The organism is Actinopolymorpha alba DSM 45243 (genome assembly GCF_000373925.1).
In the GTDB taxonomy this organism is placed as follows: Bacteria; Actinomycetota; Actinomycetes; order Propionibacteriales; family Actinopolymorphaceae; genus Actinopolymorpha; species Actinopolymorpha alba.
In genome coordinates this window covers 25,069-40,742 of record NZ_KB892794.1, presented here as the reverse complement: position 1 = coordinate 40,742, position 15,674 = coordinate 25,069, and the positions used below count along the sequence as shown (strand labels likewise).

Genomic DNA, 15,674 nt, shown 5'->3' with positions numbered 1-15,674 from the left:
CGAACTACTCGCCACCCTGGGCGGCATCGAAGAAACCGTGCTGCTCTACCACGACGGCGGCAAAGGACGCCCCCGCGCCCGCCGCATGCTCACCGAAACAACCCCCACCCAGCAACACCTAGCCGACCTGTTCAACATCCACCAGTACGCACCCACCCGCTGACCCCACCCAACGACTTGGGTAATACACCAGCCGAGCCCGCAAACCCAGCCCCACCAGGCAAAACCAGCTAAACGATCAAGAAAGACCGGAAACTCCCGCTAGGCATCCGCGACGGCATGGAATGCAACTTCCCAAGCTGCGACCGCCCCACCAAATGGTGCGATGCACATCACATAACCACTGGGCAGACGGAGGCCGAACCGACCTCAACAACGGCGTCCTCCTCTGCGGAGCCCACCACAACCTCATCCACAACAGCGACTGGCAAGCCCGCATGGGACCCAACGGCAGACCCGAATACATACCCCCACCCTGGATCGACATCAACCAACACCCCATCCGCACCTAAACCGACGGTCGTAGATCGTGATGCACATTAGGCGTCATCCCGCCACGCTCGATCGGATCGTCACCCTCACCCGCGACCGCGTCGACGTCGGCGACACGACCACCAACCAGGCCTACGCCGCCACCCGGTCCCACGAAGACCACAACTGACCACCGAAATCATCGCGCTCGGCAGGTCGAGTTAACAGTTGAGCCTGATGAGTTGCGTCTGGTGGCCAATACTCGGTGTCGCGGCAGTGCCTCACCTGCTAGAACACCGGCATGGCGGATCGCAGCATCGTCGTGGTTGGCGCCGGCATCATCGGGGCGTCACTGGCGTACCACCTGGCCGGGCGCGGCCGACCCGTCACGTTGATCGATGCAGGCCTGCCTGGTTCGGGCGCCACCCGCGCTTCTTTCGCCTGGATCGGACGACCGGTCGCCAGCGACTTGCCCTCGGCGCCGCTGCGCTACCTCGCACTAGACGAGTACCGGCGGCTGGAGACGGAGCTTCCCGATTTGTCGATCCGCTGGTCGGGTTCAATCAGCTGGGACGGCTTCGACGAGACCCCAGGGCCGCGCACGGACGATGTCGGAGCGCTCGAACCGCACCTGCTCGATCCCCCGGCCGTGGCCATCCATCGCCCGGAAGATGCGGCGTTCGACCCGGTCGCGGCGACCGATCTCCTGGTCGCCGCCGCGCGCAACCGGGGCGCGCGGTTGCTAACGGGGGTGCTGGCGACTGCCCTCGACCACCAGGCGGGCACGGTGAGCGGCGTCCAGACGACCGCCGGAGTTGTTCCCGCTGAGACCGTGGTCTTGGCCGCCGGTATCGGCACGGTTGCCCTGTGCTCCGGGATCGGCATCACCCTGCCCGTCGAGCCGTCGCCCGCCATCCTTGTCCGGTTGCGCGCAGCGCCGGGCCTGGTCCGAACGATCGTCGCGACGCCGTCGCTGGAGGTCCGGCAGCTCAACGACGGTACGGTCCTGGCCCCCACGGCGTACGGCGGCGAGACGGACCAGGCCGCGCTGCTCGAGACCGCCCGACGTGTCCGCGACCGGTTCGCCGCTTCTTTCACCGGAGCCATCGGCACGAAGGTTGTCTCCGTCGAGATCGGCTGGCGCCCAATGCCTACCGACGGGGAACCGGTCATCGGCCGACCCGCTGGCACTCGGGGTCTGTACGTCACCGTGATGCACTCGGCGATCACCCTGGCCGCCGCAGCTGGCCGCCTCGCCGCTACCGAGATCCTCACCGGGTTACCAGCCCCCGAGCTCGTCGGTTGCCGGCCAGACCGGTTCCACTGATTCCCTCAGCGACGACCTGGCCGCGCGAACGTTGCACTCGGCGTGCTGGGCTGCGCACTAGCCTCCGGGGGCGCCTGATTGACGTAAGTCGACTCCTGGGATCGCACTCATCCATGCCAGCGGTGGGGTCATCGCCGGAGACGCCAAAAGCCAGGACCGCCAGGGCAGCGAGCAGGAGCACCGGAACCGATCCGCCCCGGTTGAGACCAGCGGCACCTATGGGTAGGACGTTAGGCCCGGTCTCGCCTCGTGACCTCAGCGATGAGTTTGACGGCGCCGGCGGGTTGTAGTCCTGACGGATACACCTGCCCGTGAAGATGGAGCCGCCGATGCCAACCGACGAGGAGCTGCTTCGTACCCTGGTCGGGCGATGGGCCGAGGCCGTGCACCGCGGCGATCTTGACGGGACTCTCGCCGACCACATGGAGGACATGGTGATGTTCGACCGGCCGCCGCTGTACGAGGCAGCGCGCGACCCTGGAGGTTTACCACCGTACGCGGCCGCCCTTCCTCCGCTGGCAACCTCACCCGTGCGTGAAGTCGTGGGGTCCGCGACGTGAGCGTCATTCAGGGGGAACGGAGAACCTTCTACCAACTACTGGCCAACACCCTGCTGGTATCGGTAATCAACTACACCGTCTGGTTCGCGATCACCTTCTACGTCTACCTGCAGACGCGCTCCGTCTTCGCCACCGGCGTGGTCTCCGGAATCTTCCTGGTGATGACGGCACTGACCGGCGTCTGGTTCGGCAGCCTGGTCGACCATCATCGGAAGAAGACGATGATGCAGGTGTCAGCCCTGGTGTCGCTCGCGCTCTACACCGCGGCATTCGCCATCTACCAGGCCGTCCCGAAGGAGTCGTTCACAGACCCGACGAGCGTCGCGCTCTGGGCACTCATCGTGTTGCTGATGCTCGGCGTCATCGCGGGCAACATCCGGACGATCGCGCTGCCGACGTTGGTGACCGTGCTGATCGCTCCGGACAGCAGAGACCGGGCCAACGGGCTGGTCGGCAGCACGGCGGGCGTGAGCTTCCTGGTGACCTCGGTGTTCAGCGGCATCCTCGTGGGCCTCGGCGGCATGTTCTGGGTGCTGGTCCTGGCGCTGGTGCTGCTTGTTGTTGGCGTGCTGCATCTGGCCGTCGTCCAGGTGGCAGAACGCCCGGCGGCGCTGGTCACGGCCGAAGTAGACCCCCTGGCGCAGGGGGAAGCCTCGGTAGAGTCCGCCTCGGCACCCGGCGGGCCGGCCGCCGCCCCGAAGGCCGGCGTGGATCTGCGCGGCACCATCCGGATCGTCGCCGCGGTGCCCGGACTGACCGCCCTGATCCTCTTCTCCGCGTTCAACAATTTCCTCGGCGGCGTCTTCATGGCGCTGATGGACGCGTACGGACTGTCCATGGTGTCGGTCCAGGCCTGGGGCCTGCTCTGGGGAGCGTTGAGCACGGGCTTCATCGTCGGCGGGTTGCTCATCGCTCGAACCGGCCTTGGCAGCAACCCCGTCCGGCTCCTCCTGCTCGTCAACCTCGTGCTCTGGACGGTCACCATACTGTTCCCGCTGCGCTCCTCAATCCTCCTACTCGCCGTGGGAATGTACGCGTACATGCTGCTCGTGCCCTACGCCGAAGCCGCCGAGCAGACGATCCTGCAGAAGGTGGTCCCCTACGAGCGGCAGGGCCGGGTGTTCGGATTCGCGCAGAGCGTGGAACAGGCCGCCTCCCCGCTGACCGCGTTCCTGATCTCACCAATCGCTCAGTTCTTCTTCATCCCGTTCATGACCGACGGCGCGGGCGCCCGGGCGATCGGCGGTTGGTTCGGCACGGGTGACGATCGTGGCCTCGCGCTCGTCTTCATCCTGGCCGGCATCATCGGACTGATCGCCACCATCCTGGCGCTGCGCAGCCGGCCATACCGGCGGCTGAGCCAACGATTCGTGGCAGGGCCGCCCACCACGCCACAGCCGAGCGTTGAGCGGACAGTTCCCGGGCGGTCGACCTAGCGGCGACACGGTGACCACCGGCGTCCCTGGAGTCGACAGGCAAGGTGGCGGGCCTCGTCCTGTGGAAGGTGCATTGTGGTTCAGTTTCAGATCACTGTCGACTGCACCGACCGGGATCGCCTGGCACGCTTCTGGGCGAGCGCGCTGGGTTACCAGCCGCAGGACCCGCCGGCGGGCTTCGCCGATTGGCGGGCCTATTGGCTCAGTGTCAGCGTTCCCGGTGACGAGATCAGCGACATTGTCGACACCATTGTCGACCCAGCCGGCCACGGGCCGCGAATCTGGTTTCAGGAAGTCCCAGAAGGCAAGACGACAAAGAACCGTCTACACATCGATATCGACGCCAGCGGGCGGATCGGCGGCCGAACAGTCCCGATCGAAGAGATTCGCCATCAGGTCGACGCCACGGTGGAACGACTGACATCCCTGGGCGCAACCACGACGAGTGTGGCCGACTTTGAGGGCTACTACTGCGTCGTCATGCAGGACCCGGAAGGCAACGAGTTCTGCGTCGGGTGAATACTGCCAACGCCTTTGGGCTGCCCGGGCCTTTACGCGACTATCCTGGGCGGCCTCGAACGAGTTTCCCGGCGATAAGGGGACCTTCGCATGTCCGACGCCAACGTGCACGGCGGGTTCAGCAAGGTGGCGAGCCGGTTAACCAGGGAGATCCCGAGCCTGCTCGTCGAGCATGGCATCCCTGGTATGGCCGTCGGGGTCTGCGACCGGTCAGGCGTCACCTGGTCGGCGGGGTTCGGCGTCAATGCACTGGGCCGCGCTGATCCGGTCACAACGCAGACGATGTTCAGTATCCAGTCTGGTTCGAAGATGTACACCGCGACGGCTGTCATGCTCGCCGTACAACAAGGCATGCTCGAGCTGGACGCATCGGTGACCACGTACCTCCCGGAGTTCACGGTCCGGAGTCGGTGGGAGCCAGCACCCCAGGAGCGAATGACACTCTGCCATCTACTCAGCCATCGGGCCGGATTCACCCATGAAGCCCCACTGGGCGGCAACTTCGATGACCGCGACTCCTCCTTCGAAGAGCACTGCCGGAGTATCTCCGACACCTGGTTGCGGTTCCCGGTCGGACACCATTATGAGTACTCCAACCTCGGGATCGATCTCGCCGGATACATCGTGCAGCGAGTCAGTGGCATCCCTTTCCACGCCTTCGTCCAGAAGGAACTCCTCGACCCGCTCGGTCTCCGTCGTACTACCTTCGACCACGCCTCCATCGCGCAGGACCGCGATCGGGCGGTGGGCCACTCCGGCCACTCGGATCAGGTTCCACTGCGAGTGCCGATGGTCGGTGCCGGCGGCGCCTACACCAGCATCGACGACGCTCTGCGCTATCTGCAGTTCCACCTGGCCGGTGGCCACGGTGTCCTCCACGAGGACCTTCTCAAGCAGATGTACGAGATTCCCAATCCCCTGCCGGGACAGCGATTCGGCTATGGTCTCGGGGTAGCCGTAGCCCGTTGGAACGGCCGTCGCATCCTCAACCACGGCGGTGGCGGCTTCGGCTTCCAGTCGGACATGGCCTGGGATCCCGCCGCTGGCATCGCCGTCGCAACGCTCACCAACACAGACCATCCTGTGCCGTCCCACCTTGCCTCCGACATCCTGTGTGAGCTCACCGGCGACGAACCGTCCACCCCGGAAGTCCCATCTGCCGTAGAGCTCGATCCCGCTACCCTTGGCGGCATCGCCGGCGCGTACATCGGCCGAGGCGGAACGCTCGCCAGGATCGACCTCGATGGTTCCAAGCTCCTCCTCCACCGGGGGGAGGCCACACAGATCCTCGCACCAGTGAGCGAGAACGAGGTCGTGGTCGAAGACGACGGCAATCAGCGATTCCGACTCCTGGGCCATGACGGGCGACCAGGACGCGCGTACCTCGTGAGCGCAGACGACGGCGTCACCTACTACCGCAGCGATCCCCCGATCGTCACTGACGACGCCATGGTTCGGTCGTACGCCATCGACTACATGGGCACCCAGGCCGTCACGCTGCAGCTACGAACCGGCCGCGACGCCACCACTCTCGAAGCCCACGGCCTACTCGAGCTCCCACCACTTGAGCTCACCGCACAGGCACCGGGCCTGTACTTCTGTCCCATGGGTGAAGCACTTGACCTCACCGCCAGCCCACCCACCTACGCCAACATCCCCTTCGAGAGACGTCCGCCGATCAGGACGTATGACCTGCGATGACCACGGATTGTCTGCGTACGTGACCGTGAGCTTGCATGGGGGCATCGAGTGGCAGTGCATCAAGTCAGCGTGCGAGGGCATCGGGACTTTCAGCGACTGTGGGCCGGGCTGGCGGTCAGTCAGCTTGGCTCGGCCGTCGGCGGGGTGGCGCTCCCGATTGTCGCTGTAACGGTCGTCGACGCGTCGACCTTCCAGATCTCACTGCTGGCGGCGTTCACGGCAGTCACGACCGCATTGCTCGCGTTTCCGATGGGCAGCTACGTCGAGTTCAAGCGGAAGCGTCCAGTCATGATCGCCGCGGACATCGCTCGCTTCGCAAGCCTCGGCAGCATCCCGCTGGCCGGGCTGTTTCACAGTCTCACGTTCGCCCATCTGTGTGTCGTAGCCGTCATCAACGCGACGTGCGCCATCGCCTTCAGCGGAGCAGCACAAGCACACCTGAAGGCTCTGGTATCGCCGGACCGCCTCGTCGACGCCAACGGGCGCTTGGAGTCAACGAACTGGCTGCGCATGTCGGTCGGCCCCTCACTCGGCGGCGCCCTCGTCGGCTTCCTCAGCGCACTCGGCACCCTCCTGATCGATGCCGTGTCCTTCCTCGTCAGCGCACTCGCCATCCGCCTTATCAAGCTGCCCGAACCCGCCCCACCCGTCCGCGACACACAGCGATCACGACGCAGCGAACTCGCCGGCGGACTGCACTTCGTCTGGGGACACCCCACGTTACGGAAGATGCTGATCAGCTGGGTCTGCTTCACCGGCGCGATCGCACTGTCGGGCCCGGTTACCACAGTCTTCTACCTCCGCGACCTGCACTTCACCGCCTTTGAGTACGGCCTGCTCATGGGACTGCCGTCACTCGGCGGCTTCTTCGGCGCCCGGCTCACAAGACGAATGGTCGACCGCCTTGGCCCGGTCCGAACCCTGTGGTGGGCAAGCATGCTTCGCGGACCGTGGAACTTCCTCATCCCGCTGGCAACTCCCGGCCTGTTCGGGGTGGTCCAGTGCGGGGTGGGCTTCTTCGGTCTCCTGTTCTTCGCCGCCATGGCCAACTCCACCATGTCCAGCTACCGCCAACTCGCCACACCAGATCACTTCATGGCACGGGTATCCACACTGTGGTCCTTCGCCACAACGGTGGCCCAACCATTGTTCATCCTCGCCGGCGGCCTGCTCGCCACCCAGCTTGGCTCCCGCCCGACCCTCCTTATTTCAACGGCATTGGTGTGCGCCACCGCGCTCCTGCTTCCACGCCATGAGCAGGGAGGCGAGCAGGACCGACCTGCCGTCACCGGCGTTGATCGGCAAACCCCGGAGAGCGCGGTCGAGAGCCCGCCGGGCGGATAAGGCCGATCTCGTAGGCGTACACCGCGAGTTGGGTGCGGTCGCGCAAGGCGAGCTTGACGAGAATCCGGCCGACGTGAGTTTTCACGGTCTGTTCGGCGACGACCAAGTGGTTGGCGATCTCCAGGTTGGACATGCCTTGGGCGACCAGGGAGAGGACCTCAGTCTCGCGTTCGGTGAGATCGTCGATGCGATCGCTGGTCCGGGACCGAGGCGACAGCCTGGTGAATTCCGCGATGAGCCGTTTGGTGAGGTTAGGAGTGAGCAGGGCCTCGCCGGCGGCCACGACGCGGACCGCGTGGGCCAGTTCAGCGGCCGAGGCGTCCTTGAGGAGGAAGCCGGAAGCACCTGCTCTGAGAGCTTCGTATACGTACTCGTCGAGGTCGAAGGTGGTGAGCATAAGGACCTTGACGTCCAGTTCGGCTGGTTCGAATTCGACCAGGCGGCGGGTGGCCTGGATGCCGTCGAGTTCAGGCATCCGGATGTCCATGAGGACAACGTCGGGCCTGAGCTCGGCCGCCTTGGCGACTGCGTCGAGACCATTCGCGGCCTGGCCGACGACCTCGATGTCAGGCTCTGCCGCGAGCAGCACGGAAAAGCCCTGGCGAACCATTACCTGGTCGTCGGCGACCAGGACGCGGATCATCGTCATGCGGGTCCTCTCACCAGATCGCTGGCCTCGACTCCGACACCTGTCGGGAGGTTCGCGATCACTTCGTAGCCACCATCGGGCGTGGGTCTGGTGACCAGGTCACCTTCGAGCATGGCGACGCGTTCACGCATACCCAGCAGACCGTGTCCGGCGCCCGACCTGGGCTCGACGGCGCGATCTGGTGCACCGTTGGTCACCCTGATCAGCAAACTGCCAGGCCGGTAACGGAGTTCGATCCGGATCGTGGCGCCGGGAGCGTGGCGAATCGCGTTGCTGAGTGCCTCCTGCACGATCCGGAACGCCGACAGCTCGACTCCAGGCGGCAGGGTGCGTGGTGCGCCCGTTGCCTGCATCAAGACGTCGACTCCTGCGCCGCGGGCGTTGGCGACCAACTGGTCGAGGCGGTCCAGCGTAGGTTGCGGCACGTACCTGGCATCCTCGGTGGCCAGGTCTTCTGAGCGCAGGACGCCGAGCACGCGACGTAGTTCGGCGAGGGCTTCGACCGCGTTCGAGCGAATTCCGGTGAGGTTCTCCGAAAGCTGGTCCGACGGATTCTTGGCGAGGTGGGCGGCGACCTGCGCCTGGATCGAGATGAGCGAAAGGTGGTGGGCGACAACGTCGTGGAGTTCGCGGGCAATCCTGGCGCGCTCTTCGAGAACGGTACGGCGCGAACGCTCGTGCGCCGCGCGTTCCTCCTGCCACCTCTGTTCGGTACGCGCCACTCGGCGTCCGCGCAGTGACGCGCCGACCACGACGGCGGCGGCGAAGACTGTGATCACGAGCGGCAGGCCGCCCAGCCGACTGCCCTGCGGGCCGAGCCACCCGCAACCCACGCCTACCACGATCGTGAGCAGGTACGTCTCGATCGCCACTCTGAGCGGGGTACGCAGCGCCACCGCGAGGTGGACGCCGGCCTGGACCGCGATTCCCGTTATGGTCCAGGGAAACGCGGAGTCAGGACTCACCGGTCCCGCAAGGAAGATCGCCGCCACGACAGTGACGATCGTGGCCACCCACCAGGCGGCGACCGGCCGGAAAAGGGCTGCGACCATCGCCGCCGACTGGACGATGGCGAGCACGCACCCGATCAGGATGTCGATGCCGAACTCGGTTTGGTACTCGTTCGCTCCCGTGACAGGCAGGATGATGGCGACCTGAGCGAATACGGCCGCGACCGTGAGCCGCCAGGGTGGCCGATCCGATGGTGAGCTAGCGGCGTTTCTCCACAGATCGTCGGCCACGGTGCGGGGCGCAGCACGGACTGCGTCCAGGAGTCGCTCCGTCAGGCCATACCTTCGCACGAGGTTCACCCTAGCCGCGACGGACCGCCCTCTCCGGTGCCGAACGAAGCCGAGCACGGTCCGGAGGTGCGGTCCCTGCATGAAGGCTGCGCAGCACAGCAACAGGACAAGTACGAACGCTGGGATCCAGGCGAGCCTGGCGAGCAACCAGCCAAGGTCGTCGGGCGCGGTATGCAGCCCCGGGAAAGGGCGGCCGGCGAACAGCCCACTCGCGGTGACCACGAGCAGCGCGGTCTGATGCCAGAGGAAGACCGTCATCGCGGCGACGTTGACCAGTGCCACCACGATCCAGACAGCCGGCCTCGAGCACGCGCGCCGAAGCCAACCGGCCAGCAGCAGCGCCGCACCGCACTGGGTAAGACCGAAGGTGACCGAGGCCAGCGTCGGCGGGTTGACGTTGGAGACCTCGGCGCCCGGCACACCGACCATCGACACCGGGTAGTCCGCCAGGACCACGAGGCCGACGGTGGCGACGGCACCTCCGACGAGCAGGACCGCTCCGACCTTCCGGACGTTCAAGGCTCCCCGCGCCCAGGCGGTGCCCAGGCAGTACGGCACGAGCCAGGCGGCGATCACGTTCACCGCCCCGAGCCGATCCGGTACGGCGAACCCGAACCGGGCCAGGTCGACCGCCGCGACGACGATCAGCGGCACCAGCGGGTGAAGTTTGGCGACCACCGGTGTCAACACGGTCAACACGGCGAAGACCAGGAGGAACCACAGAGGAGCCACCGCCCGGTTGACCAGCAGCCGGGCGGTGGTCGGCTCGACGCCGCAGGCGAGCAACAAGCCGCCGGACGCGATCCACACCGCCAGCAGCTGGATCGCCGGTGTGAACAGCCGGGCGATCCGGCGCCGCAGCCAGGTGGCAGTCGTCATGCCTTGATCCCTGGCGGACGCGAGGCTCCTGACCGCTGCGTACCCGCCGACGAGGTAGAAGATCGCGAGCGTCTGGAACAGCCAGGAGAACGGAGCCAGCCAGCCGATGTACTGAAGCGGGCTCGCGCCGCGGAGCGTCCCACTGTCGACCACCACCGCGGTCACCAGCCAGTGACCAAGGACCACGCCGAGGACACCGAAGGCACGCAGGGCGTCGACGGCACGGTCGCGGTCGGCTCGCGTGCTTGCCCCCAGCTGATGAACCAGGCCGGTCATGTCGGCACGGCCGTCGGCGCTTGTCCCGCCACAATCCGGGCGAGGTTCTCCAGCGACACCGAACCTTCCATCAGATAGTCGCTGTGACCTCCATGGCCAGCGTCGAAGATTCGCGCCCCGAACTCTTCAGAGAGCGGGTCGGTTCCCAGCCCGATCGTGACGAACGGCAACCGGAGCCGCACCTGCGGCACGTGCGCGATCCAGTCACGCCCGCTTCGTCCGGCCCAGACCCTCGCCGTGGTGTGCACCTTGTCGGCGCTGTCGATGCCCACGCCGGATGCACCGACGAAGATCACGTCGGCAACCGGCAGGTCCGGCGCGGCACCTCCACAGACCACGGCACCGTACGAATGACAGAGCAAGGAGATCCGGGCCGTCGGCTTCGCATCGTGCAGTTGCTCGACGAAACGCCGAAGTCGAGGAGCCGCGTGTTCGGCCCGCCGGGTCGTCACCATGTCGAGGCTCGCCCGTCCGGGCGTCTCGTAACCTACCCAGGCGATCACTGCCCCTCCCGTGCCCACCGCCTGCTGGAGCGTGCTCGCCTGCGCCATCAGCCGTCCGTACGTGTCCAGATTCGTGTCCGTGCCCGGCACCAGAACCGCAATCCGTTCGGCACCGGCGAGGTCTCCGAAAACCTCGACGAACCGGCCGCCGTTGCGACCGTCGAACCACAGGAACTGACGCTCCGGATCCGCCAATGCGTGCAGCCGAGCCGCCCGCCGCCGGTGGCCATGCGACTCAGCCGTCAGCCGAGCCACCCGAATGTCGTCGCGGCTCACGGCGTACCGCTCAGCCAGGGTGGCGGCCGTCGCGGACGGTATCGCTGTCTGGCCGACCGGTGCAGGCGCTGGAACGGCCGCCGCGCGCGCCGCCCACGACACTGGCACGGTCACCGACGCCGAGACGGCCAGCGCCAGAATCCCGCGGCCGAATCGCGTCCTGCCCAGGCGGAACCTCATAACGGGTCCTTTCGTACCGGATCGAATCGTTGTCCGGCACCGAAGCTAGAAGCAGGAGCGGGTCGCCAGCATCCCGCCAAGGAGCCCAATGTCGACTAGCTCCGAGGTATGACAAGGACGCAACGCCCGGCCGACCTGTGAGCCAACGCGCGCGGAGTCCCGAGCTGTCGGGCGATGCGTCAGCGCTCTCTCGGCACCTGCTCGGAGAGCGCGAAAGTCCGAGCGTCAGTGCCGGTACGCGCGTGCCTGCAGCTCGAAAAGCCTGGCGTAGTGGCCGCCGGCGAGCATGAGTTCGTCGTGTGGGCCGACCTCAGTGATCTGGCCGTTCTCGACGACGACGATAAGGTCGGCCATCCGAACGGTTGAGAAGCGATGCGAGACCAAGACCGTGACCGCGCCGGTTATGGTTGCGAGGTCGTGTGCGGCGCTGGCGTATTGCTCGTAAAGGGCGTGTTCGGCTGCGGGATCAAGTGCCGCTGTGGGCTCGTCAAGAAGCATCATCAGTGGGCGCTCGCGCATGAACGCCCTTGCCAGGGCGAGCCGTTGCCACTGCCCGCCGGAGAGGCCGACCCCGCCCTCGAAGGTCGTCCCGAGCTGGGTGTCCAGGCCAGCTGGCAAACTCGCGATGACGTTGTGCGCCTGACCGTCGACGACAGCGGCTGCGACTCGCTGCCGATTGGTGCGCTGTTGCAGATCGCCGACGCCGACGCTGTCGACCGCGAGAAACTCGAATGTCGCGTAGTCCTGGAATCCCGCGGATATACGCGCCCGCCACGCCGTGGGGTCCATCTCAGTGAGCGGAACACCGTCTATGAGCACAGCGCCATCGGTTGGATCGTAAAGCCGGGCAAGCAGTTTCACCAGCGTCGACTTGCCGGCGCCGTTGGCGCCGACGAAGGCGACCGTGGCTCCCGCCGGCAGGTGAAGATCAACGTTCTTCAATGCCATCCGGGGAGCGCTGTCGGGACTCCCAACGGGGTAGGCAAACGACACCCCGCGCAGCTGGATCCCTTGGCGCAGGACGGGAGGTGGCACGCGGGTCCCGTCCTGCCGACGGCGCTGCGCGGAGTATTCGCGCAGCCAGTGGTATCGGCCGAAGACCTGCATCTGGTCAACGAGCATCCGAGCGTGGGAAGTGATCGCTTTGCCTGTGGAAATGACCTGCGCCCCGATGAGCAACAGCAACGACAGGTCGCCAATGCTCGAGGAGCCGCTCTGTAGCCGCTCGACGATCCACCACACCGCTAGCGCGTACGCCGCACCGAAGACCAGCCAGCTCGCCGCGGCATAGCCGGCGCACCGTCTGGTGAGAATGAGCCGGGGACGACTGCGCTGACGCATCGCACCGCCGCAGACCGCGAGCAGCGGGCCGCGGAGCCCGAAGCAGCGCACCTCCAACCCCTGACGCGGCGCACTGAGCACATCGACGCACTGCCGGGTCAGGCGGCGATAGCGTTCACTGGCAAGCAGAACCTGGTTACGCTGGCTCGCGCCGCGCGCCTCGACCGCAGCGGGAAGCAGTGCAACCGCAAGTAGCGCGCACAGCTCCGGCCGTACGGAGGCAAGCAGGCCAACCACTGTGACCGTAGCCGTTATCGAGCCAATCGTTTCCAGCAGGCGCGGGCCGCCGACAAGGGCACCCACCTCGGCCTCGAGCATTCCCATGCGGTCCGCCAGCGCCGGATCCTCGTGATGGGCGATCGAGGGTATCTCCGCAGTGAGTCGCAGCAGGTCATCATGCACATGCCGCCCTACCAGGTCTTCGACCGTGTCGCTGATCGGCCAGACCACTGCCAGTGTCACGGCGGTCACGAGCAGGCCAGTCGCAGCGAGCCCGACACCAGGCCAGATGGAGCGCTGCGTCGAATACGCCGCGATCGCTTGGCTCACGCCGAGCACGCTCACCGCCGGCAAGCTAGCGTTGAGAATCGTGCACGCGCACATCGCAGCCGTCATCCACGGCGCCGCACGCCAGGCGGTCGACAGCCACAGCCCGACTATGCGCAGGGCATTCATGTGCGCTCCTCGCGGTCGGCATACCGGCTCGCCTGCATCGTGAACATGTCGTGATAGCGACCACACGCGGCCATCAGGTCCTCGTGTGAGCCTTCCTCGACGATCCGTCCTTCCTCGAGGACATAGATCTTGGGCACCGGCCGTACGACCGAGAAGCGGTGCGAGATGACGAGCGACGTCACCGCTCGAGCCAGATCGAGATACCCGCTGACCAGCCGCGCCTCCGACTCGACGTCCAGCGCCGCGGCGGGCTCGTCCAGGACCAGTACACCGGCGCCGGCGTCGACGGCGCGTAGGGCGCGGGCCAGCGCCACCCGCTGCCACTCACCGCCGGACAGGTCGGCGCCCCTCGGGATCGTCTTGTCCAGCGGGGTCGCCCAACGCTGCGGCAAGCCGTCTATCAGCTCGACGATGCCGGCCCTCGTGGCGGCCGCCTCCACCGCCCTGCTAGGCGACTGCTGCTCTCCGTCGACCTGTCCGGACCACAGGTGGCCGGCGCCTAACTCGATATTGTCACCGACGGACAGCGGCAATCGCACGAAGTCCTGAGTGATGGGTGCGATCCGCCGCTGCCAACGTCGTAACCCCTCCTCATCGAGTTCCGCGAGGTCGACGCCATCGACCAGAATCCGCCCCGACGTTGGCTGGTAGGCACCAGAAAGCAGCTTCACCAGCGTCGACTTGCCCGCGCCGTTCACGCCGACCAACGCCACCGCCGCACCCGCCTCCAACGTCATCGACAAGCCACGCAGAGTCTCGTCGCTGGCCTGCGGATACGTGAAATGCACATCGTCGAAGACGATCTCCGGCGAGCCGGAATGTCGCAGGGGCTCAGCCTCCGCGGTGGCGGGCAGCGGCATCTCCAGCCCGACGGGACCGGCCGAGTACAGCTGCTGCAGCCACCGATACACCGCTGACCCACGCTGCACCTCAGAGAACTGCTCCAGGTCGGTCGAAGCGATCGCAAGGATGAGCGGCAAGGTCGCCGCCAAACCTGTCAACGTCAGCTGTCCGTGCTCGGCCTGCCATACTGCGTACGCGACCGCCCCGACCATGAGTGCGACATGCGCCAAGCCAACCAGCGACGCCTCCACTGCCTGCCCCCGCCGCAGCCGCCAGAAAGGGCGCAGCGCCTCAGTGATGTGCGTCCAGTAGCGATCGCGAAGGAAGCCGGCCAGTCCGAAGATTCGCACCTCCTTGGCCGCCCGGCCCATCCCCTGCGCGAAGGCATAGTTGGCGTGCTTCTGCCCCTCGGTCTGGGAATTCCATGCGTCCATCTGCCTGCTCATGTTGCGCGCCCCATACAGCGAGCGGGCAATTGCGGCGAACGCCAGGACCAGGGCAACCCACCAGGAGAAGACCACCCCGAGCGCGACCGCGCTTCCTACGAGGCTCAGCACCAAGCCGATCAACCCGCCGCATACCAGCTGAACCCCCGACGTGATCCGCCCACGGTTGATGCTGACTTGCTGCAGCTGACCAACCATCTCCGGACTCTCGAGGCTCGCCAGGCCCGGACGAGCCGAACCGGCGGCACCAAGCCGTAGGAAGACGTCCCTCTCCGCTTCCGCCTCCAACCGCGCCAACGGCACTGCGGCGACTGCCTCGATCGCATTGCCCAACGGCAGCGCCGCCAGCAACAGCGCGAGCAGCACCGCGAACGCAACATCCACACCACTCGCAGCCACAGCCGGAAGGCGGCCCACCACCGCACCCACCAGCAGCGGAGTCACCACGAACAGGCCGGCGCTCAGCATGCTGAGGATGACACAGCTCACCGCCGCCGCAGGCCTCAGCTGGAAGGCATACCGCAACAAGACCAACACGTCCCCGCACCTCCGACGACTGTTGCCAACCGAGCAGGCAAGCCACGCTAAGCCCAGCCACCGACAGCCGTTTCAACGAAGGCGCTAGAGATCGCGGCTAGGGCAGGCGCGGGGTCGATCGAGGTGCTCATCGACGGGATCCACCGACCTCCTCGAGGAGGTCGCGCGGCTATTTCATCCCAGCCGTGTCGTGGAAAACAATACTTGTTCTTGCGCTTCATGCCTGCGCAGACTGCTGGCGCATCGGGTGGATGAGCACGGCGAGCCGGCCCACCGATGGATCCTCGTCGTGTCCCGTAATCGACAGAACAAGGCCTTGCCAATCTGTAAGGGGTGCGTGGCGGTGTGTCCAGATACCTCGCAGGAGCCAGACTTTCGTGATCTTGATGTCAACGAAGTGGAGCGCCAGC

The 15,674-nt window shown here is 66.4% G+C and carries 12 protein-coding genes; 7 read left to right on the top strand and 5 right to left on the bottom strand.

The window, feature by feature from the left end:
* The first annotated feature begins 529 nt into the window (after positions 1 to 529).
* The 7 genes from B141_RS52420 (at position 530) to B141_RS0131515 (ending at position 7,358) form a co-directional block, all read left to right on the top strand.
* A complete protein-coding gene (locus tag B141_RS52420) occupies positions 530 to 661 on the top strand; it encodes a hypothetical protein (RefSeq protein ID WP_272944120.1) in 132 nt (43 codons plus the stop codon).
* A gap of 111 nt (positions 662 to 772) precedes the next feature.
* Complete coding sequence (locus tag B141_RS0131540; RefSeq protein WP_020579187.1) at positions 773 to 1,798, top strand: NAD(P)/FAD-dependent oxidoreductase; 1,026 nt, start codon at positions 773 to 775, stop codon at positions 1,796 to 1,798.
* Between the two features lie 329 nt (positions 1,799 to 2,127).
* On the top strand, positions 2,128 to 2,358 hold the full coding sequence (locus B141_RS43860) for a hypothetical protein (protein ID WP_051114239.1): 231 nt from the start codon (positions 2,128 to 2,130) through the stop codon (positions 2,356 to 2,358).
* Positions 2,355 to 3,794: an MFS transporter gene (locus B141_RS0131530; RefSeq protein ID WP_020579186.1), complete on the top strand. Its 1,440-nt coding sequence runs from the start codon at positions 2,355 to 2,357 to the stop codon at positions 3,792 to 3,794. The genes B141_RS43860 and B141_RS0131530 overlap by 4 nt, the downstream gene beginning before the upstream one ends.
* A gap of 75 nt (positions 3,795 to 3,869) precedes the next feature.
* Positions 3,870 to 4,313, top strand: a complete 444-nt coding sequence (locus B141_RS0131525; protein WP_020579185.1) for a VOC family protein — start codon at positions 3,870 to 3,872, stop codon at positions 4,311 to 4,313.
* Between the two features lie 90 nt (positions 4,314 to 4,403).
* The gene (locus tag B141_RS0131520; RefSeq protein ID WP_020579184.1) at positions 4,404 to 6,014 is read left to right on the top strand and encodes a serine hydrolase domain-containing protein; all 1,611 of its coding nucleotides are present in this window, start codon (positions 4,404 to 4,406) and stop codon (positions 6,012 to 6,014) included.
* A gap of 69 nt (positions 6,015 to 6,083) precedes the next feature.
* Positions 6,084 to 7,358 (top strand): MFS transporter, encoded by a 1,275-nt coding sequence (locus B141_RS0131515; RefSeq protein ID WP_202805989.1) that lies wholly within the window; start codon positions 6,084 to 6,086, stop codon positions 7,356 to 7,358.
* Here the strand turns inward: B141_RS0131515 and B141_RS0131510 are convergent.
* The 5 genes from B141_RS0131510 to B141_RS46445 all read right to left on the bottom strand — a co-directional run bounded on the left by B141_RS0131510 (position 7,300) and on the right by B141_RS46445 (position 15,264).
* A complete protein-coding gene (locus B141_RS0131510) occupies positions 7,300 to 8,007 on the bottom strand; it encodes a response regulator (RefSeq protein ID WP_020579182.1) in 708 nt (235 codons plus the stop codon). The genes B141_RS0131515 and B141_RS0131510 overlap by 59 nt on opposite strands.
* Positions 8,004 to 10,463, bottom strand: coding sequence for a histidine kinase (locus B141_RS50980; RefSeq protein ID WP_020579181.1), 2,460 nt, complete (start codon positions 10,461 to 10,463; stop codon positions 8,004 to 8,006). The genes B141_RS0131510 and B141_RS50980 overlap by 4 nt, the downstream gene beginning before the upstream one ends.
* Positions 10,460 to 11,422, bottom strand: coding sequence for an alpha/beta hydrolase (locus B141_RS0131500; RefSeq protein ID WP_020579180.1), 963 nt, complete (start codon positions 11,420 to 11,422; stop codon positions 10,460 to 10,462). The genes B141_RS50980 and B141_RS0131500 overlap by 4 nt, the downstream gene beginning before the upstream one ends.
* 225 nt (positions 11,423 to 11,647) lie before the next feature.
* Entirely contained in the window at positions 11,648 to 13,438 is a 1,791-nt protein-coding gene (locus B141_RS43850; RefSeq protein WP_020579179.1) for an ABC transporter ATP-binding protein, read from the bottom strand.
* On the bottom strand, positions 13,435 to 15,264 hold the full coding sequence (locus B141_RS46445; RefSeq protein ID WP_020579178.1) for an ABC transporter ATP-binding protein: 1,830 nt from the start codon (positions 15,262 to 15,264) through the stop codon (positions 13,435 to 13,437). Before B141_RS46445 ends, B141_RS43850 begins: the two co-directional genes overlap by 4 nt.
* Positions 15,265 to 15,674: the final 410 nt, after the last annotated feature.

Coding starts and splice junctions, on each gene's coding strand:
- B141_RS0131540 (WP_020579187.1), top strand. CDS start 773: ATGGCGGATCGCAGCATCGTCGTGGTTGGCGCCGGCATCATCGGGGCG.
- B141_RS0131520 (WP_020579184.1), top strand. CDS start 4,404: ATGTCCGACGCCAACGTGCACGGCGGGTTCAGCAAGGTGGCGAGCCGG.
- B141_RS0131500 (WP_020579180.1), bottom strand. CDS start 11,422: ATGAGGTTCCGCCTGGGCAGGACGCGATTCGGCCGCGGGATTCTGGCG.
- B141_RS43860 (WP_051114239.1), top strand. CDS start 2,128: ATGCCAACCGACGAGGAGCTGCTTCGTACCCTGGTCGGGCGATGGGCC.
- B141_RS0131510 (WP_020579182.1), bottom strand. CDS start 8,007: ATGACGATGATCCGCGTCCTGGTCGCCGACGACCAGGTAATGGTTCGC.
- B141_RS50980 (WP_020579181.1), bottom strand. CDS start 10,463: ATGACCGGCCTGGTTCATCAGCTGGGGGCAAGCACGCGAGCCGACCGC.
- B141_RS43850 (WP_020579179.1), bottom strand. CDS start 13,438: ATGAATGCCCTGCGCATAGTCGGGCTGTGGCTGTCGACCGCCTGGCGT.